Annotated in this window: 14 protein-coding genes; 8 read left to right on the plus strand and 6 right to left on the minus strand. The window is 69.9% G+C overall.

Annotated elements, in window-relative coordinates:
* Positions 1–107: 107 nt before the first annotated feature.
* Positions 108–974, plus strand: a complete 867-nt coding sequence (locus tag OHA11_RS07110) for a LysR substrate-binding domain-containing protein (protein WP_266493099.1) — start codon at positions 108–110, stop codon at positions 972–974.
* A gap of 109 nt (positions 975–1,083) precedes the next feature.
* On the opposite strand, the gene OHA11_RS07115 is transcribed toward OHA11_RS07110, so the two are convergent.
* A complete protein-coding gene (locus OHA11_RS07115) occupies positions 1,084–2,058 on the minus strand; it encodes an Lrp/AsnC family transcriptional regulator (RefSeq protein WP_266493100.1) in 975 nt (324 codons plus the stop codon).
* A gap of 138 nt (positions 2,059–2,196) precedes the next feature.
* Here OHA11_RS07115 and OHA11_RS07120 point away from each other — a divergent pair, with 138 nt between their 5' ends.
* The 5 genes from OHA11_RS07120 to OHA11_RS07140 all read left to right on the plus strand — a co-directional run bounded on the left by OHA11_RS07120 (position 2,197) and on the right by OHA11_RS07140 (position 11,355).
* A complete protein-coding gene (locus tag OHA11_RS07120) occupies positions 2,197–3,690 on the plus strand; it encodes an MFS transporter (protein ID WP_266493101.1) in 1,494 nt (497 codons plus the stop codon).
* Positions 3,691–4,155: 465 nt separating this feature from the next.
* Entirely contained in the window at positions 4,156–5,982 is a 1,827-nt protein-coding gene (locus tag OHA11_RS07125) for a long-chain fatty acid--CoA ligase (protein WP_266493104.1), read from the plus strand.
* 130 nt (positions 5,983–6,112) lie between these two features.
* The gene (locus OHA11_RS07130; RefSeq protein ID WP_266493105.1) at positions 6,113–7,369 is read left to right on the plus strand and encodes an ABC transporter substrate-binding protein; all 1,257 of its coding nucleotides are present in this window, start codon (positions 6,113–6,115) and stop codon (positions 7,367–7,369) included.
* Between the two features lie 96 nt (positions 7,370–7,465).
* Entirely contained in the window at positions 7,466–10,543 is a 3,078-nt protein-coding gene (locus OHA11_RS07135) for an ATP-binding cassette domain-containing protein (protein WP_266493106.1), read from the plus strand.
* Positions 10,540–11,355, plus strand: coding sequence for an ABC transporter ATP-binding protein (locus tag OHA11_RS07140; protein WP_266493107.1), 816 nt, complete (start codon positions 10,540–10,542; stop codon positions 11,353–11,355). The genes OHA11_RS07135 and OHA11_RS07140 overlap by 4 nt, the downstream gene beginning before the upstream one ends.
* A gap of 30 nt (positions 11,356–11,385) precedes the next feature.
* On the opposite strand, the gene OHA11_RS07145 is transcribed toward OHA11_RS07140, so the two are convergent.
* Positions 11,386–12,174, minus strand: a complete 789-nt coding sequence (locus tag OHA11_RS07145; protein WP_266493109.1) for a Tat pathway signal sequence domain protein — start codon at positions 12,172–12,174, stop codon at positions 11,386–11,388.
* 304 nt (positions 12,175–12,478) lie between these two features.
* Between OHA11_RS07145 and OHA11_RS07150 the strand changes: the two genes are divergently transcribed.
* Both OHA11_RS07150 and OHA11_RS07155 read left to right on the plus strand, forming a co-directional pair.
* Entirely contained in the window at positions 12,479–13,264 is a 786-nt protein-coding gene (locus tag OHA11_RS07150) for an aldo/keto reductase (RefSeq protein ID WP_266507018.1), read from the plus strand.
* A gap of 286 nt (positions 13,265–13,550) precedes the next feature.
* Positions 13,551–14,237 carry a glycoside hydrolase family 75 protein gene (locus tag OHA11_RS07155; RefSeq protein ID WP_266493111.1) on the plus strand — a complete coding sequence of 229 codons (687 nt, stop codon included), beginning with the start codon at positions 13,551–13,553 and terminating at the stop codon, positions 14,235–14,237.
* Between the two features lie 69 nt (positions 14,238–14,306).
* On the opposite strand, the gene OHA11_RS07160 is transcribed toward OHA11_RS07155, so the two are convergent.
* From OHA11_RS07160 to OHA11_RS07175, 4 genes are all read right to left on the minus strand, one after another.
* Positions 14,307–15,008 (minus strand): SDR family oxidoreductase, encoded by a 702-nt coding sequence (locus OHA11_RS07160; RefSeq protein ID WP_266493112.1) that lies wholly within the window; start codon positions 15,006–15,008, stop codon positions 14,307–14,309.
* 133 nt (positions 15,009–15,141) lie between these two features.
* Complete coding sequence (locus tag OHA11_RS07165) at positions 15,142–16,128, minus strand: trans-aconitate 2-methyltransferase (RefSeq protein ID WP_266493113.1); 987 nt, start codon at positions 16,126–16,128, stop codon at positions 15,142–15,144.
* Positions 16,129–16,271: 143 nt separating this feature from the next.
* Positions 16,272–17,987: a glycoside hydrolase family 6 protein gene (locus OHA11_RS07170; RefSeq protein WP_266493115.1), complete on the minus strand. Its 1,716-nt coding sequence runs from the start codon at positions 17,985–17,987 to the stop codon at positions 16,272–16,274.
* Between the two features lie 12 nt (positions 17,988–17,999).
* Entirely contained in the window at positions 18,000–19,520 is a 1,521-nt protein-coding gene (locus tag OHA11_RS07175) for a cellulose binding domain-containing protein (protein WP_266493118.1), read from the minus strand.
* Between the last annotated feature and the right edge of the window lie 146 nt (positions 19,521–19,666).

Genomic DNA, 19,666 nt, shown 5'->3' on the forward strand with positions numbered 1-19,666 from the left:
GCGGTTCAGTGCTGGGTCGTGCCCTCTCCATCGTCCTCCGGAGACCCTTGATCGGGAATCCGGCATACCACTCTGACTGTCATCATGATTCGCGATACCCTGGGACTGTGTACGACCCTTCACAGCTGCGTACGTTCCTGGCGGTGGCCCAGACGTTGAGCTTCACGCAGGCGGCCCGGCGGCTCGGGGTGCGCCAGTCCACGGTCAGCCAGCATGTGCGGCGCCTGGAGGACACCACCGGGCGGCAGCTGTTCTCGCGGGACACCCACTCCGTGGAGCTGACGGAGGACGGCGAGGCGATGCTCGGCTTCGCGCGCCGCATCCTGGAGGCGCACGAGCAGGCGGCGGCGTTCTTCACGGGCACGCGGCTGCGTGGCCGCCTGCGCTTCGGCGCCTCGGAGGACTTCGTCCTCACCCGCCTCACCGAGATCCTGGAGGGCTTCCGGCACGACCACCCGGAGGTCGACCTGGAGCTGACGGTCGAGCTCTCGGGAACGTTGCACGAGCAACTGGCCGACGGAAAGCTCGACCTGGTGCTGGCCAAGCGCCGCCCCGAGGACCCGCGCGGCGAACTGGTCTGGCACGACCGCCTGGTGTGGATCGGCGCGGAGCGGCTCCGGCTGGACCCCGAGCGTCCGGTGCCGCTGATCGTGTACCCGCCGCCGGGCATCACCCGCGCCCTCGCCCTGGAGGCTCTGGAACGCCAGGGCCGCGCCTGGCGCATCGCCTGCACCAGCGGCAGCCTCAACGGCCTCATCGCCGCCGCCCGGGCGGGCCTGGGCGTGATGGCCCACTCCCGCGGCCTGATCCCGCCGGGCCTGGTCCGCGTCCCCGACCGCGCCGGCCTCCCCGAACTGGGCAAGGTCGATTTCGTCCTCGTACACGGCACACGCCACACGGCGGCCCAGGGCGCGGCGGACGCGTTGGCGGCCTCGATCCTGGCGGGCGGGGACAGGCTGCACCGAACTCGCTGAGTCCGGGGGGCGCCCCTTCAGGGGCGCGGGGCTCTGACATTTGCGGCTCCGCCGCGGGGCGCGACCAGCCACAACGCACCCGCGGATTTGCCACGCGCCCCGCGAAGCGCTAACGCGTCCTCCGCTGATAGGTCAGCTGCTTGACCCGCCGAAGGAACGGCGAGGTCTCCACAAGCTGCACCCCTTCAAGCCGCCCAAGCTTCCCACTCACATACGCGTAGAGCGCGGCGGTATCCCGCGAAATCACCGTGGCGACCAGATTCGACGGCCCCGCCGTAGCCGCCGCGTGGGCGATCTCCTCGTGCCCGGCGAGCGCTCTCCCCACCGCGTCCAGCGCCCCGGGCGCCGCCGTGATCCACAGGATGGCCCCGACGGAGACCCCGATCAGCCCGGTGTCGTACTCGATGTCGATGAACAGCGCACCGGAGCCGAGCAGTTGGCCGAGCCGCCGCTTGACGGCGGACTCCGAGCGCCCGGTGGCCCGCGCCAACTCCGGGTACGTGGCACGGCCGTCCCGTTCGAGGGCGCTGACCAGCGGCTCGTCCTCGGCGGTGATCCGGGCCGGCCCGGCGTCCGCAGCCGGCGCCCGGCGCAATGCGGCGACCTGTTCACCGGTGAGCGGCCCGTGCTTGACCAGCCACCCCACCGGGCCGCCGAAGAACGTGTGCAGCAGCTGGAAGGCGCGGATCTCCACGATGTGCGGCGTCCGCGGCAGCTTGCCGAGCAACAGGTCGTCCTGGTCTCCCGCGGTCCGCGGCCGGGTCATGCAGACGACCTCGGTGCCGCCCGAGGTGAGACCGATCCAGGCCGTGTCGGGGCGCCGCGCCAGGGCGTTCGCGATGGTCTCCGCGCCGTCCGGCGCGCAGCGCAGCCGGAGCATCCAGTCGTCCCGGCCGAGCTTCCTGTTGTTGCGTACGGCGACGACGCGCAGCCCGCCCTCGGCGCGGAGTCTGCGGTAGCGGCGGGCCACCGTCTGGTCCGAGACGCCGAGGACGGCGGCGATCCGGCTGAAGGGGGCCCGCCCGTCGACCTCCAGTGCGTGGAGGAGTTCCACGTCGAGCGCGTCGGTGGCATCGGATTCCATCGATGGATCGCCCTTCCGTGTCGTTTCCGGGCGTCATGGCGCCGCCGATCACCTGGATCGTCCGGCGGCACCTCATCGTACGAGGGACGGATGGTGAGGCACGCCGGACGCGTGCCGTGGGACGAGGAGTTGCCGAGGATGCGTACATGGGGACCGCTCACCGCGGTCTGTCTGGGCACGTTCATGCTGTTGCTGGACGTGACGATCGTGATCGTGGCGCTGCCCGACATCGCGCGGGCGCTGGATGCCTCACTGAGCGATCTGCAGTGGGTCGTCGACGGGTACGCGCTGGCGCTGGCCGCGCTGTTGCTCGCGGCGGGCGCGGCGGCCGACGTACTGGGCCGGCGCCGGATGCATGTGGCGGGTGTCGTGCTGTTCGCGGCGGCTTCGCTGTGGTGCGGGCTCGCGTCCGGGCCCGGGATGCTGGTGGCGGCGCGCGCGGTGCAGGGGGTGGGCGCGGCCGCGATGTTCGCGACGACGCTGCCGCTGCTGGGCTCGGTGTACCAGGGACGACAGCGGTCCGCGGCGCTCGGTGTGTGGGGCGCGGTGAGCGGTTCCGCGGCCGCGGTCGGGCCACTGGCCGGCGGGCTGCTCGCGGAGGGGCCGGGCTGGCGGTGGATCTTCTTCGTCAACCTGCCGGTGAGCGTGGTCTCGGTGTGGCTGACCCTGCGGGTGGTGCCCGAGTCGCGCGGCCGTCGGGAGATGCGGGTGGACTGGGCGGGTACGGCGACGTTCGCGTGCTTCGCCGGGGCGACGACGTACGCGACGGTGCGGGCGGGGTCGGACGGCTGGACGTCTACGCCCACGGCCATGTCGTACGGGCTCGCGGCGCTCTCGCTGCTCTGCTTCGTCCTCGTCGAGCGCCGGGCCGCCCATCCGCTGCTCGATCTCGCGCTGCTGCGCAGGCCCGCGTTCGTGGGCGTGATGCTGGGTGCGCTGGCCTTCAACGCGGCGGCGTTCGGCGTGATCCCCTATCTGTCGATCTGGCTGCAGACGCTGCTGGGGATGAGCCCGGTGCACGGCGGGCTGGTGCTGCTGCCGCTGACCGGGGCGTCGGTCGTGGCGTCGGTGCTCGTGGGGCGGCTGCTGCACGGCGTCCCGGCACGGATCACCGTCGGCGGCGGGCTGTTGCTCATCGGGGCCGGCATGTTCTGTCAGGCGGTGCTCGACGCGAGCTCGACCTGGACGGTCCTCGTGCCCGGTCTGATCCTGGTGGGCCTCGGTACGGGTCTGGTGGCGCCGACGCTGGCGGGCGCCGCGCTGGCCACCGTACGGCCCGAACGCGCGGGCATGGCGGGCGGCGCGGTCAACACCGCCCGGCAGCTGGGGTACGCGCTCGGTGTCGCCGCCTTCGGCACGGTCCTGACGTCCCGGATGCGGGACACCCTCCCGCACGACTCCGCACACACCCTCGCGGGCGGCGGCGCGGAGGCCCTACGGGGAACGTTCTCCTCCCACACCTTGCACACGGCCTTCGCATCGGGCCTCAACACGGCGTCGGTGATGGCGGGAGCGACAGCGATCCTGGCCGGCGCCCTGGTCCTGACACTGGCACGAACCCCTCACCAAGAGCGGGAGACATCGACCGAGCCCCCGATCCCGACCGAGGAACTTCCGGCGCGACACGGCTGATCCCGGCGCGTCTGATCCCAGTACCGCATGCCTGATTCCGATAGCGCATGGCTGATTCCGGCCTGTGAGGGCAGCCCCGCAGGGGCCCCTCACAGGGGCGCGGGGCTGTGACATTTTGCGGCTCCGCCGCGATGGGGGTCCCCCCGCTCGAGCGAAGCCGAGAGTGGGGGAGCGACCAGCCCAACTCAATCCGCACGTCACGCAAAACAGCCCTCACAAACCACCCCATCCCACCCAGCCAGCGCAGCGTAATCGTGGCGTACAGATTCCGTGGAGATTGCGAGCCCGAACCTTACGGAAGAGTAAGAATTCTGCCCCGACCTCCCCCCTTGTGGCCGTATTTCGACGGTTGACCAGTGCGAATACTCGAACGCGGGCCGATTCGCCGCCCCTCCCGCCGCGCCTCCCGGTGGGGTAGCTTTCACGGCGCCTGCGGAGCACCCGAAGCACCACAAGGAGCGGGGATTGCGCGAGTTCACCAACCCTCCCCTGGCGTTGGCACCGCCGGTGGGCGGCCTGGCCGATGCCGTGTTCGAGTATGCCCAGGAGGATCCGCACTACATCGCACTCGGCCGCAAGGACGACCAGGACGAGTGGCGGGACGTGACGTCCGCCGAGTTCCGGGACGAGGTCCTGGCACTGGCCAAGGGCCTGCTGGCCCACGGCATCCGCTTCGGCGACCGGGTCGCGATCATGTCCCGTACGCGCTACGAGTGGACGCTCTTCGACTTCGCGCTGTGGTCGATCGGCGCGCAGGTCGTGCCCGTCTACCCCACCTCGTCGGCCGAGCAGGTCTTCTGGATGCTGCACGACGCGCAGGTGTCGGCCGCGATGGTGGAGCACGAGGACCACGCCATGACCATCGCCACGGTCATCGACCGGCTGCCGACGCTGCACAAGCTGTGGCAGTTGGACACGGGCGCGGTACAGGAGTTGTACGAGGCGGGCGGTCACATCGACGACGAGGTGGTGCACCGGCACCGGCGGGCCGTCACGCCCGAGTCGACGGCGACGATCATCTACACCTCCGGCACGACCGGCCGCCCCAAGGGCTGTGTCCTCTCCCACGCGAACTTCATGTCCGAGTCGGACACGGTCACCGAGCGCTGGGAGCCGCTGTTCCACTCCAAGCGCGGCGACCAGGCGGCCACCCTGCTGTTCCTGCCGCTCGCGCATGTCTTCGGACGGATGGTGCAGGTCGCCGCGATCCGGGGCAGGGTCAAGTTCGGTCATCAGCCGCAGCTCAACGCGGCCGCCCTGTTGCCCGACCTGGCCGCATTCCAGCCGACGTTCTTCCTCGCGGTGCCGTACATCTTCGAGAAGATCTTCAACTCGGCCCGCAGAAAGGCCGAACGGGACGGCAAGGCAGGTCCGTTCGAGAAGGCCGTCGACGTCGCCGTACGGTACGCGGACGCGGTGGAGGCCAAGGCTTGGGGCACAGGACCCGGACCCTCGGCCTCGCTGCGGGTGCAGCACCAGCTCTTCGACAAGCTCGTCTACTCCAAGATCCGCGCCGCGATGGGCGGTCGCGTGAGGCACGCGATGTCCGGCGGCTCGGCGATGGACCGGCGACTCGGACTGTTCTTCGCGGGCGCCGGCGTGCACATCTACGAGGGGTACGGGCTCACCGAGACCACGGCGGCAGCGACCGCCAACCCGCCCGAGCGCACCCGGTACGGCACGGTGGGGCCGCCGATCCCGGGCACGACCGTGCACATCGCGGACGACGGCGAGATCTGGCTGAGCGGCCCCCAGGTCTTCCAGAGCTATCTCAACGACCCGAAGGCCACCGACGCGGCGCTGCACGACGGCTGGCTCGCCACGGGGGACCTGGGCTCGCTCGACGAGGACGGGTATCTCACCATCACCGGGCGCAAGAAGGAGATCCTGGTGACCTCCGGCGGCAAGAGCGTCTCACCGGGGATCCTGGAGGAGCGGGTGCGGGACCATCCGCTGGTCGCGCAGTGCATCGTCGTCGGCAACGACCGGCCGTACATCGCGGCACTCGTCACCCTGGACGGAGAAGCCGTCGAGCACTGGCTCGGGATGCGGGACAAGGCCAAGCTGAGTCCCGCGGAACTGGTCCGGGACCCCGACCTGGAGACCGAGGTGCGCCGTGCCGTCGTGGCCGCGAACACCCTCGTCTCCCAGGCCGAGTCGATCCGTACGTTCCGGATCCTGGCCCATCAGTTCACCGAGGAACACGGGTTACTGACGCCCTCGCTGAAGCTGAAGCGGAAGGCGATCGAGGATGCATACGAGGCGGAGGTCGAGGCGCTCTATCGGGCGTAGTGGGCGTAGTGGGCGTAGCGCGCCACACCTGTTGGCGTCCTGACGGTTCGTCACATATCGGTGCGTCAGATATTGACGGGTCGTCAGATCGCATGGACTATTTCGGTCACCCGACGGAGGGGGACCGACCGTGTCGCGACCGACCCGCACCATCGCCGCCGCGGCGGCCACAGCCGCACTGCTGCTGGCGAGCGCCTGCAACTCGGCTTCCACCACCGGGAGTTCGGAGGCCGACAACTCCGTACGCGGAGTGAGCGGTACCTCCGTCAAGGTGGGCGGCATCGTCTCGATGACCACGGCAAGCGGCTACTCGAAGAAGGACACCGACCTCGGGGCCAGGGCCCGCTTCGACCGCGCCAACGCCGAAGGCGGTGTGAACGGGCGGAAGATCGACTATCTGGGCGCCGAGGACGACGGCCAGGATCCGGCCAGGAACCTCGCGGCAGCCCGCAAACTCGTCCAGCAGGACGAGGTGTTCGCGATCGCGCCGATGAGTTCGACGACGTTCTCCGGCGCGGACTTCCTGCAGAAGCAGAAGGTGCCGACCTTCGGCTGGGGCACGCTGCCGTCCTTCTGCGGACCCTCGTACATCTACGGTTTCGGCGGCTGCATGGTGCCGATGCCCGGCGGCACCATCTCGCAGACCTGGCCCGAGGGCCTCAAGAAGGTGCTGGGCGGCTCGGCGAGCAGGAGCGTGGCGATCCTCGCCAACGACAGTGACGCCGGGACGTTCGCCATCCGCACGTATCGGCAGAGCTTCACGTCGGCCGGATTCAAGGTGACGTTCGCGAAGCCGTCCGTACCCGCGACCTCCGTACCGAGCGACTGGTCGGCGTACACGAAGGAGATCCTGCGGAGCAACGGCGGCAAGGCACCGGACGCGATCGTCTCCGTGATGCAGACCCCGTACAACATCGGCCTGTTCACGGCGATCAAGCGCACGGGGTACACCGGGCTGCTCACCGATCCGACCGACTACGACCCCGGGCTGCTCGCGAAGAGCGCGACCAGGAAGGCGCTCGACGGGGTGCACGTCCTGCTGTCGTTCCAGCCGTTCGAGCAGGACGGCGTGGCGATGACGCAGTTCAAGGCGGACATCAGGAAGGCGGCCGGGAAGGATGTGCCCCTGAACATGCACATGATGACGGGCTACATGTCGGCCGATCTCTTCCTCGCCATCGCCGAGAAGGCCGGCAAGGCCCTGACGGTGGCGTCCTTCCAGAAGGCTGCGGACGGGTTCACGGACACCGGCTCGATGGTCGGGGACCGGGCGGAGCCCAAGGGGCAGAAGGAGTCGTTCGGCTGCGGGGCGCTCGTCCAGCTCAAGGACGGGAAGTACGTCGTCTCGGCGCCCTTCAGGTGCTATCCGCCGATCCCCTTCAAGTAGGCGAGACGGAAGGCGACTTGGACGGGTTGGACGGCTTGGACGACTGATGCCCCGATGGCGTGGGGATTTCATGACGTGGGGATTTGAGGACTCGGCATGGCGGACCTTCTCGGATTCGTACTGAGCGGACTGGTGTCGGGTGCGCTGTACGCGCTGCTCGCCACCGGTCTGGTGCTCTCCTACTCGGCCTCGGGCCTCTTCAACTTCGCGCACGGCGCGACCGCTTATCTGTGTGCGCTGGCCTTCTACGAGCTGCACTCGGGCTTCGGCTGGCCCGCCGTGCCGACGGCCGTCCTGCTGGTGTGCGCGGCGGCACCGGCACTCGGCTGGGGTCTCGACCGGCTGATGTTCCGCAAGCTGGCGCGGGTGGGTGAGACGGCCCAGATCGTCGCCACCATCGGGCTGTTGGTGGCGTTGCCCGCGCTCGGGCTGTGGATCGTCGAGCTGCTGGAGGACGCGGGCGCGTCGGTGAAACCGGCCGAGAACCAGTTCGGGCTGCCCGGTGTCGGCCCGAGTCCGGCCAGGTCCTGGCAGTTGACGGACGGTGTCGGCATCGACTCGGACCAGCTGATCACCTGGGTCGCGACGGCGGTGGTGGCCGTCGGCCTCTGGGTCCTGATGCGGCACACCCCGCTGGGGCTGAAGCTCCGGGCGGCCGTCGACGACCGTTCGCTGGTGGAGTTGCGCGGGCTGAGCGCGGACCGGCTGTCGTCGATCGCGTGGATGCTGTCGTCGGGGCTCGCGGGCCTGGCGGGCGTCCTGGCCACGCCTCTACTCGGCCTGTCCGCCCACGACTTCACGCTCTTCCTCTTCGTCTCGGCGACGGCGGCGGTGCTCGGCCGCTTCGTCTCCGTCCCGCTGGCGTTCGCGGGCGGACTCGGGCTCGGGGTGCTGCAGAACCTGGTCGCCGGGTACGCGAATTTCGCCGAGCGGATCACCGGATTCCGTACCGCCGTACCGTTCCTGATCCTCTTCGCCGGGCTGCTCCTGCTGACCCGGCGCGGCCGTACGGCGGGGACGGCGGCCGTGGACGCGCCGCCGGTCGACTATCTGGCGGGCCGGTCCTGGCTCCGGCGGTGGGGTCCGTGGTCCGCTGCCGCCGTGCTGCTCGCCGTGGCCTTCTACACGGTGACGACCCCCTTCTGGAGCGGCATCCTCGCCCAAGGGCTCGCCCTGTCCCTGGTGTTCGTCTCCTTCACGGTGGTGACGGGGCTCGGCGCGATGGTGTCCCTGGCGCAGGCGACCTTCGTGACGGGGGCGGCGCTGGTGGCGGGGCTGCTGCTGAGTCATGGCTGGCCGTTCGTGGCCGCGGCGGCCGTGGGGACGTGCGCGGCAGCCGTGCTCGGTGCCCTGGTGGCCCTCCCCGCGCTGCGGCTCGGCGGCCGCTCGCTCGCCCTCGCGACCCTCGCGCTCGCCTTTCTGGCGGACCAAGTCCTGTTCCAGATCGGCTGGTTGAGGAACGGTGACACGGGGTGGTCGATCCCGCGGCCGGTCTTCGGTCCGGTGGATCTGAACGACGACCGGGCGTTCGGTGTCGCACTGCTCGTACTGGTCACCGCGGCCATCGCCGCGCTCAGCGCGCTGCGCGGCTCGCCGTCCGGGCGGGCCATGCTCGCGGTGCGCTCCGCACCCGCGGCGGCGATGGCTTCGGGGGTGTCGGTCGTCCGCACCAAGCTGGTGCTGTTCACCCTGTCGGCCGGACTCGCGGGCTTCGGCGGCGTGATGTACGCGTCCTACAACACCCGTGTCACCGCTACCGACTTCACCGCGATGACGGGACTGATCTGGCTCGCGGTGGTCGTCGCGGCGGGCCTGCGGCGTCCGCAGTTCGCGGTCGTCGCCGGGCTGGTCTACGCCCTCGTACCGCACCTCGTCTCCGACTACGTCACCGAGTCCGTCCACCTCCCGGTGATCCTCTTCGGCCTGGCGGGCCTGGCCCTGGCGAACGACCCGGACGGGTACTGCGCGGCGGCGTCGGTGCGGGTGCATCGGCGGCGGTTGGCGGGTGGGGGCTCGGCGGGGGCCGCCGGGCCATGGTCGGGGACGAGGTCGGGGACGAGGTCAGGCACGGGGACGGGGTCAGGCACGAGGGTGGGAGCGGGGGCAGGCACGAGGGCTGAGTCCGGGGCGGCGAGCGGAAGTCCCACCGACAAGTCCAGCCCCCCAAGCAGTAGTCCCACCCGCAAGTCCAGCGCCCCAGGCGGGAATCCCGCCGGCGTCGGCGAAACCGGTCCCCGGCCGGTGGCGGCCTCCTCCCCCGCCGAACCGCCCGCCCTCGAACTCCGCGCCGTACGCGCCGGATACGACGGCGCACCCGTTCTGCACGGAGTGGACCTCGCCGTACATCCCGGCGAGATCCTCGCCCTCCTCGGCCCGAACGGGGCCGGGAAATCGACGACCTGCCGTGTCGCGGCAGGCCTGATCGCTCCGCTCGGCGGCCAGGTGTACGTGGCCGGCCGCGACGCCACACGAGAGGGTGCCGTACGCCGGTCGCGCGCCGGAGTGGCCCTGGCACCGGAGGGGCGGGGCATCTTCCCGGCGCTCACCATCGAGGAGAACCTCGCCCTGTACCTGCGCGAGAAGAACCAGCGCGAGGCCGTGTACGAGCGGTTCCCCGGCCTCGCCGGACGGCGTGGCGTGCCCGCAGGTTCCCTCTCCGGCGGCGAACAGCAGATGCTCGCCCTGGCGCCGCTCCTCCAACGCCCCCCGAAGGTCCTGATCGCGGACGAACCGTCCCTCGGCCTGGCCCCGCGCATCGTCGAGGAGGTGTTCCGCCTCCTCACCGAACTCCGCGACACCGGAACGGCGTTGCTCCTTGTCGAGGAGAAGGCGACCGAGGCGTTGGGGGTCGCGGACACGGTCGCGTACCTCGCGCAGGGGCGGGTGACGTGGTGCGGTCCACGGGCGTCGGTGGAGGCGGACCGCCTGACGGAGGCGTATCTGGGCCTGGCGGCCCCGCACGATCCGGATACCGGTCCCGTTCCCGTTCCCGTTCCCCTTCCCAGTCCTGACCTCGAACCCGTTCCTGGCCCTGACCCCGAATCCGGTCCCAGTCCTGACCTCGAACCCGGTCCCGGCCCTGACCTCGACTCCGATCCCGGTTCCGATCCAAGCCCCGGGTCCCCCATGAATCCGACGATCCCCTCCCAGCCCCGGAGAGGGGTCCGGCCATGAGTGGCACCCCTGCCCGCCCCGTACCCACCACACCCGCCCCACCCCCCGCCCTCCAAGCCACCCACATCGGCGTCCGCTTCGGCGGGATCCGGGCGCTGGACGCCGTGAGCCTCACCCTGCGCCCCGGAGAGATCTGCGGGCTCATCGGCCCCAACGGGGCGGGAAAGACGACCCTCTTCGACGTACTTTCCGGTATCCGGCGCCCCGACGAGGGCCGCGTCCACCTCGACGGAACGGACATCACCCGCCGCTCCCCCGTCTGGCGGGCCCGCCGCGGGATGCGCCGCACCTTCCAGCGGCAGCAGCTGTTCGGCCAGCTCACGGTGGCCGACAACCTGGTGGTGGCCCAGGAGTGGCGCGGCGGTGGAGGCGGACTCGCGGCCGATCTGCTGGCGTCACCGACCCGGCGTACGTACGAGCGGGAGCGCCGTACCCGAGCGGCCGACGTCCTGCGCGCCTGCGGGCTCAGCGATCTCGGTGAGACCTACGCCGGGGCCCTGCCGGTGGGCCGGGCCCGTATGGTCGAGCTGGCGCGGGCGGTCGCGGACCCGCCCAGGGTGCTGTTGCTGGACGAACCCGCGTCCGGGATGACGGCCGACGAACGCCGTCACCTGTCGTCCGTCATCCGCCGCCTGTCCGGCGAGGAGGGCTGCGCCGTACTCCTCGTGGAGCACAACGTCGCCTTCGTCATGGAACTGTCCACCCGGGTCGTCGTACTCGACCTGGGCCGCGTCCTCGCCGAGGGCACCCCCGCCGAGGTCCACACCGACCGACGGGTGCGGGACGCGTACCTGGGCACGACCGCCGGCTGACGGCCCAGATCAACCAGTGACACGGGCGGCTCACACGAGCTGGTAACCCCGCATGTTCGAAAGCAGGAGGTAGCAGTCCTGGAGGGAGCCCGACGTGTCGCCGAGGGAGCGGTAGATGCCCCACTTGGGGCGTACGCGGTCGGCCAGGAACGTGTCTACGCCCGTGCGCGACGCGTCGACGACCGTCGTTGAGCCGTTCTTCAGGATCCAGCGGACCGAACCGGCCGAGCCGTTGCCGACCTTGATCTGGAAGTCGACGTCGATCCATTTGTTGTGCAGGGGTTCGAGGTTCGTGCGGCCGACGAGGATGTCGCCCTCGAAGAGCTTGAGTTCGATGGTCTGCACGCCGTTGACCCGGCGGAGCGACTGCACGACGATCGGCGAGGTTCCGGTGCCGGGCTGCTTCATCTGCATGATGTGGGTGAAGGTGGTGGTCGCCTTCAGGGAGCTGGGGATGTACATCGAGTACGTCACCCGCCAGGTCTGGCCCTCGGTCCACTTGAGGTAGTTGCTGCCGGAGCCGTTGCGCAGGCCGGTGACCTCGTGGCGCTGACGGTCCGTCGAGGTGTCGCGGTCGACGGTGTGCATGTTGAAGCGCCAGTTGTCGCCCGTGGCATAGATGTGCGGGGAGGCCGCGGGGTGCGAGCCCGCGCGGTCGTCCTCCAGGGTCTCGAAGGCGCCGAGCCCGTTGGTGCGCGCCGACGGGGACCACTTCAGCTGCCAGGCCGCGGCGGTGGCGGCGATGGCGGGCAGACCGACGGCCGCCACGGCCGCACCGCCGAGTGCCGCACCGAGCAGGGTCCTTCGTGTGGGGGTCATGGCTCTCTCGTTCCTCGTCGTCGCCGAGTCCTGGTTCATATACGTGCACCCCGTTCACCAATATGCAGAAGAGTCCCCGGCATGACAGGACGCGGTCAATGGTTCGGACCAACGAGCCCGGGTAGGTTTCCAGCCAATCTCCGGTTGCGCTCAGCGAACGCACGGGACGCGGACGCGCACACGAACGCGGAACAGGAATGCGCGACGGCCCGTGATCGTTGACGATGGGCGTATCAACCGACGACTGAAGGATCGAGAGCTCGTGAGCAACGTCCCCCCGATCATCCTGAACAACGGCGTCGAGATGCCCCAGCTGGGCTTCGGGGTCTGGCAGATGGCGGACGACGAGACGGAGAAGGCCGTCGCCACCGCCCTGGAGGCCGGGTACCGCAGCATCGACACCGCGGCGATCTACGGCAACGAAAGGGGCACCGGCAAGGGCATCACCGGCTCCGGCATCGCCCGCAAGGATCTCTTCGTCACCACCAAGCTCTGGAACAGCGACCAGGGGTACGACTCCACGCTGCGGGCCTTCGACGCGTCCCTGGAGAAGCTCGGCCTCGACTACGTCGACCTGTACCTCATCCACTGGCCGGCACCGTCCAGGGGCAAGTACATCGACACGTACAAGGCCTTCGAGAAGCTCTCCGCGGACGGCCGGGCCAAGTCCATCGGCGTCTCCAACTTCCTTCCGGAGCACTTGGAGAAGCTGATCGACGCGACGTCCGTCATTCCGGCCGTCAACCAGATCGAGCTGCACCCGCACCTCCAGCAGCGCGTGTCCCGTGAGTACCACGCGCAGCAGGGCATCGCCACGGAGGCGTGGTCCCCGCTCGGCTCGGGCAGGGGCCTGCTGGAGGTCCCGGCCATCGTGGCCATCGCCCAGAAGCACGGCCGTACGCCGGCCCAGGTCGTCCTGCGCTGGCACATCCAGCTCGGGAACGTGGTGATCCCCAAGTCCGTGACGCCGTCCCGGATCAAGGAGAACATCGATGTCTTCGACTTCTCCCTCGACACCGAGGACATCGCCGCGATCAGCGCCCTCAACGAGGACCGACGCCTGGGCCCGGACCCGGCGACGGAGGGCTGACGCCCCGGCCGGGTCGTACACCCGGGCGCCCCGACGCCACACGAAGCCGCCGCCCGGCACGTTCGGGCGGCGGCTTCGTCATGGGTCCGAGACGGTGTCGTGGATGCGGCGGGCGGGTGAGGCAAGGCGCGGCATCCTCGCCGGGGGGAGGGGGATCGGTCAGGCTCGCCCGCGTACCCGTTCAGCACACACGCATACGTCCCCGTACGCGCCCTACACGTCGGATGCCAGCCGCCCTCCCGTGGGGTCGCATGGCTCCCCCCTGGTCCAGAAGGGTCCTCCCACCGTGCGCACTCGAACGCTGACCCTCGCCGCCGCAGCCACCGGCGCCGCGCTGCTCGCCGCCGCGGCACTCCCCGCGGGGGCCGCCCCTGTACGGGCTCGGGAGGGCGCGGTCAGCGCCGCCGACCTGCTCGCCGAGGTGGCGACCTGCTCGCAGATCTCCCGCGGCAGGTACAGCCTCGACGCGGCGGCGCCGGCCACCGTCCCCGTGTGCGGCAAGAGCGGCGCGGTCTTCTGGAAGGCCGACATGGACATCGACTGCGACGGCCAGGTCACCACCGCGTGCAACACCCGCACCGATCCGTGGTTCCAAAACCAGACCTCCTTCCGCCAGTCCGACGGCCGACCGCTGAACTCGGAGCAACTGCCGTACATCGTGCTGCCCAGAGCCAGCGACATCTGGAAGTACGCGAACTCCGGTATCAGCGGCGGCAGCGTGGCGGCGGTGATCTACGGAGACAAGGTCGAGTACGGAGTCGTCGGCGACACCGGCCCCGCGGAGATCATCGGTGAGGCCTCGTACGCCACCGCGCGGGCCCTCGGCATCAATCCCGACCCGGTGACCGGCGGCGTGCGCTCGGGAGTGACGTACATCGTCTTCACCGATTCCAAGGTCTCCCCCATCGAGGACCACAGCGCGGCGGCGTCCCTCGGTGAGGCGCTGGCGCAGGAGTTCCTCGAGGACAACTGAGAGCAAGTGAGAACACGACGGAGCCCGTCCCGGCCCCCCGGCCGGACTCCGTCGCTCACGGGCCCTGGCTCAGACCGGCTGGCCGATCGGGCGCACGACCACGGTGTTCACGTCCACCCCGCTCGGCTGGCGGATCGCCCAGACGACCGACTCCGCGATCTGGTCCGAGGTGAGGAGATGCCCGGGCGGCAGGCTGCCGTAGCCGTCCCAGAAGGGTGTCTCCACCCGGCCGGGCGAGATCAGGGTCACGCCCACGCCGTACTCGGTGACCTGCCGCCGGGTGTTCTCGGCGAGCCCGGTCACGGCCCACTTCGTCGCCCCGTAGAGGTTGCCGGGCCCGTGGATGTGGCCCGCGACGCTGCCGACGAGCACGATCCTGCCCTTGGTCTCCTTCAGTCGATCGATCGACGCCCGGATGAGCAGCGCGGGGCCGAGCACATTGGTCAGCACCATGTCCCGCCACCCGGCCGGATCGCCCTCGGCGACGGTGTCGTGCGTGGCGAACCCGGCGTTGGCGACGACCGTGTCCAGCCGTCCGAACTCCCGCACCGTCGCCTCGACGGCCGCCTGGACGTGGTCGTAGTCGGCCGCGTCCCCCGCGATCGTCAACAGCCCCTCGGGCTTGCCGAGTTGCTCGGCGAACCCGCGCAGCCGCTCCTCCCCGCGCCCCGTCACCGTCACCCGGTGCCCGGCATCGAGCAGCTGCCGCGCCACCGCCGCACCGATACCGCTGCCGCCGCCGGTGATCAGCGCCACTGGTGAGTCAGTCATACGTTCCCCCAAGCCATGTCCGTGTCGTGTCCGTGTCGTGTCCGTCACGAAGTGCCCGGAGTCCATCACTTGGAGAGCACTCGATGTCAACACGCGCGGCAAAGGCGCCCCCGCGCGGAGCGCCAGGGCCTGCCTAAGGCTTCACCCCGACATACACCGTCATCGCCGCGAGCACGAACACATCCGGTCGTTGGAACACGCTCGCCTTGTCGTCCGCGTCGAGGAGTCGGTCGAGTGCGGCGAGATCATCGGCATCGAGGTCCTCCGCGAGTCCGGCGCGGCGATGGCCGAGGCTGGTGGCGACGAAGGCGCGACCCTCCTCCGACAGCGGCGCGGGCAGATCGAGCAGGAAGGTACGGGTCGCGGCGTGCCGCAGCCCGACCGCGTTCAGCAGGGCCGGCCAGTCCTCGGTCTCCTCGACCGCGCCCGGCAGCTCGCGCCGCATCCGCGTGAACCACTCCTGCTCGACCGCGTCCGTCCGGGACTGCAGACCCGGGCGGCCGATGCCGATGTCGCGCGGAAGGTAGCGGAAGGGCAGCCCGCCCTCCAGCAGGGCGAGGGTCCCGCCGGGTGCGAGCCGCTCGGTGAAGCCCGCGAGGGCGGCCCGCTGGTCGCCGACGTGGTGCAGGGACCTGCTGGCCCAGAGGAGGTCGGCCGGGTACTCCAAGTCGCCCAACCCGTCGGCGAGTTCGGCCTCCAGCGTGCTGAAGCGGTCGGCGATCCCGAGGCGCGCGGCACGGGCGCGGGCCGCCTCCAGGAGAGGCTCCGCCCCGTCCACGGCGACGACCCGGGCCTTGGGGAACGTATCGGCGAGCAGACAGGAGATGACGCCGGGACCACTGCCCGCGTCGACGATCAGTTCGGGCTCCGGCTGCCGTTCCCGCAGCCAGTCGGCCACCTGCGCGTAGAGCGGGCTGAACAGCTCGGCCTCCTGCTCCAGCATCGGAAGCATCTCGGCGAAGTCGATGTGGGTGTGATCGTGACCGGGACCGGGACCGGGACCGTGACCGTGACCGGGACCATGATCGTGGCCCTGGCCCTGGCCGTGGCCCTGGCCGTGGCCCTGGCCGTGGCCGTGGCCGTCGCCGTCGTTCTGGTGGGGTTCGTGATCGTGCGCCATCGTTCCGAGCCTCTCGTTCGGGATACGGACAGCGTGCTCCGCCCCTCCCGAAAACAGCTAGTCGCATTGCTGAAACAGCAACAGTTCCCCGCACCTCCTCAGGGGTGCGGGGAACCGCGCGACCAACCGCACTCGGCGCAGCGTCACAGCGCCGGATACGCGTTCCTCATCAGCTCCTGGAACTGGGCCGAGAACCAGTGTCCGGACAGCGGCGCGTTCGGCAGGGCGCCCGACATGTTGTTGTTGTTCCGCGGGTTGCCGGTGTACGTCGGGTCGCACATCCGGTCGAAACCCTTGCCCTCGTCGTTCGGGATGGCGGTGCTCGACCCGTCCGACTCGCCCGGCGGCTTCATCCACACGTACGCGTCGATGCCGGTCGCCGGTGCCGCCTGCGGCCGTTCGCCGAGGCCCGCGCCCGACTGGTTGCACCAGTTGCCGAGATGGATGCGGCGGTCGTAGCGGCCGCCGTTGATGTAGGTGTCGACGTTGGTCGTCGCCCCGGGGCCGGTCGGCCGGGCCGTGCCGCCCCAGCCGTTGCGGGAGGTGTCGACCAGCATGCCGATCCCGGCGGGGAAGCCGATCGAGACCAGCTGGTCGCGCATGGCCTGCGCGTACGACTGCTCGTCGACGTACCGGTTCCAGTCGATCCACTTCGACGTACGGACCGACGCGCCGTTCACGGAGTCGTTGATCGTGAAGTAATTCTCCTTCAGGGCACTGTAGTTGGCGGTGTTCACGATGAAGCCGTGGACGTCGGCGACGGTCGCGCCCTCGGCAGTGGCGGCCTCCTTGAAGAGGGCGGCGGAGGGTGCGAAGTTGTCGTCCCAGCCGAGCCAGCCGTGGTGTCCGGCGTCCACGTAGTTGTAGACGTTGGGCACGTGGCCGAGCTTGTTCAGGGCGTATCCGACGCCCTTGACGTAGTTGCCGTTCGCCTTCATCGTGTCGCAGTTGGCGGTGGCGGTGACGCGGGGCGAGACGTTCGTGACGAGGTTCGGCAGCGAGTCGATCTCGACGGTCGTGACGATGCGCAGCCCCGCGTACTTGCTGTCGGCGAGGATCGCCGCGATCGGGTCGATGTACTGGGTCTTGTACTTGTCGATCTCCGTCGCGCCGAGTTCGCCGTTGGAGGCGAGAGCCGCGCAGTCACGGCCCGGCAGGTTGTAGATGACCAGCTGGACGACCAGTTGGTCGGAGCCCTTCTGCGCCAGCGCCGCGTCCAGGTGGGCGCGCAGGCCCATCCCGCCGTTCACGCCGTTGATGGCGGCGATCCGGTCGAGCCATACGCCCGTCGGCTGGTTGGCGATGCGGCTGCCCCCGGCTTCCGCGGTGGCCTTCGCCTTCCACTCCGGGTTCACATACACCTTGGCACCGGCGTACGGGTTGTCGACCTTGTTGCCCGGGCCAGGTGGTGGGTCCGTGGGGCCTGGACCGCTGCCACCGTCGTCGACGTTGCAGGTCACCCCGTCCAGGGTGAAGGTGGTGGGCAGCGCGTTGGTGCCGCTGTAGCTGCCGTTGAAGCCGAAACTGACCGAACTCCCGGTCCCCAGCGTGCCGTTGTAGCTCTCGTTGGCGGCGGTGACGGCGGTGCCGCTCTGGCTGAACTTGGCGTTCCAGCCGCTGGTGACCTTCTGGTTTCCGGCGTACGACCACTTGACGGCCCAACTCGTCTTGGCCGCGCTGTTGTTGGTGAGCGTGACGGCGGCGGTGAAGCCTGAGTCCCACTGGTTCTGCACCTTGTAGTCGACGGTGCAGGGGATGGCGGCCACGCCGGCGTCCGGGGGTATGGCAGCGACGGCGGCGCCCGTGGTGCCGGCGACCAGCGCCATCGCCGCGAGGAGTGCTGTTCTGGTACGGCTCATGTGCGGGGTGTCCTATCCGTCGAGGGAGCGCAGGCGGTCGCGCAGCCCGATGCCGAATGACGTGGGTGTGCCGTTGTAGTTCGAGATGAGGGCGGGTCCGGAACCGCAGTCCCAGGTGTTCCAGGTCCAGCCGAGGTAGGAGAGCCCGCGCGCGTCGAACCAGGCCATGACGCGGTCGATGAAGGAGTGCGCGCAGGTGTTCTCGCCGATCTCGCCCGCCACGAGCGGGACCTGGGCCGCGACCGGCGCGAGCGTGGAGCTCCAACAGCTCTCGTTGGAACAGGTGTTGAAGTTGTAGACGTGCCAGGCGGCGGCGAGATTGCCGAGCGGATCGGTCGGCTTGTAGGTCAGCCACTGGCTCAGGTCGTTCGCGTACGCGAGGCCCCCGGCCAGGATGGGGTTCCTGGCGCCGGTGCCGCGGATAGCGTCGATCAGGTCCTGCATGCCGGCGACCTCGAAGCCGATGCCGGGGCAGGTGCCGCCGTCGCGCCAGCAGGTCCACGCCTGGGTGGCGGTGGACGTGGCACGGTCCGGGTAGGGCTCGTTGAACAGGTCGAAGACGACGGTCCCGTCGTCCTTGAAGGTACTCGCGACCGAGGCCCAGAAGGTGGGCGTGTAACGCATGTTGGGCATCGGCTTCTGGCAACTGGCGTACACGTCGGAGCAGCCCGCCGAGTTGCCGGTGTACTGACCGTGGGACCAGTGCAGTTCGAGCATCGGCGTCATACCGTGTGCCTTGACCTTGGCCACCAGGGCCTTGACCGCGGCGATGTAGTTGGCCCCGCCGTACTCCGGTTTGATGTGAGAAAGTCCCAGCCAGCACTCCTCGTTGAGCGGAATGCGGACCGTGTTGGCGTTCCAGTCGGCGATCGCCTTGACGGACGCGTCGTCGACCGGGCCGTCGAAGATGCCGTGGCCCTGGACGCACATGAACTCGCCGCCGGAGCGGTTGACGCCGAGCAGCCTGCGGGTGGCTCCCGTCTCGTCGACGAGCTTGTTGCCCGAGACCTTCAGGACGGGCGGGCCGCCCGTGGGGTCCGGCGGATCGGTCGGGTCGGGTGGATCGGTGGGATCGGGTGGATCGGTCGGGTCCGGCGGATCAGGTGACGGCTCCGAGTCGACGTTGCACGCCGTCCCGTTGAGTCTGAAGGCCGTGGGCGCGGTGTTGCTCCCCGACCACGAGGCGAGGAATCCGGCGCCGACGCTCGCGCCGGTGCCCAGCGAACCGTTGTAGCTCTCATTGGCCGCGGTCACCGTCGTACCGGACTGGGACCACTTGGCGTTCCAGCCCTGGGTGACCTTCTGGCCGCCGACGAGGTCGAAGGTGAGACTCCAACTGCTCACCGCTGCGGCGTTGTTGGTGATGTTGACGGAGCCCTGGAAGCCGTTGTCCCACTGACTGGTGACCGAGTACTCCACCGTGCAGGCGGGGGCGGCTCCCGAAGCCGTGACGACCGGCGCGACCGCGGTGCCCACGAGGGCGAACGCGGCGGCGCCGAACACTAAAAGAGGTGAACGCGCGGGGTGTCGCATGAGCGACTCCTTGCAGTTCTGACGCGTCGCGACGGACGTGTCGACTGATGGAATCGCTCCCACTGGTGCGGAAGAAGGTAGCGCCACGTGTTGGTAAAGGACAGAGGAGTCGCACTCTTGATCTATCGAATCATTTCGACTCTTCA

Source organism: Streptomyces sp. NBC_00878 (genome assembly GCF_026341515.1).
Taxonomy (GTDB): Bacteria; Actinomycetota; Actinomycetes; order Streptomycetales; family Streptomycetaceae; genus Streptomyces.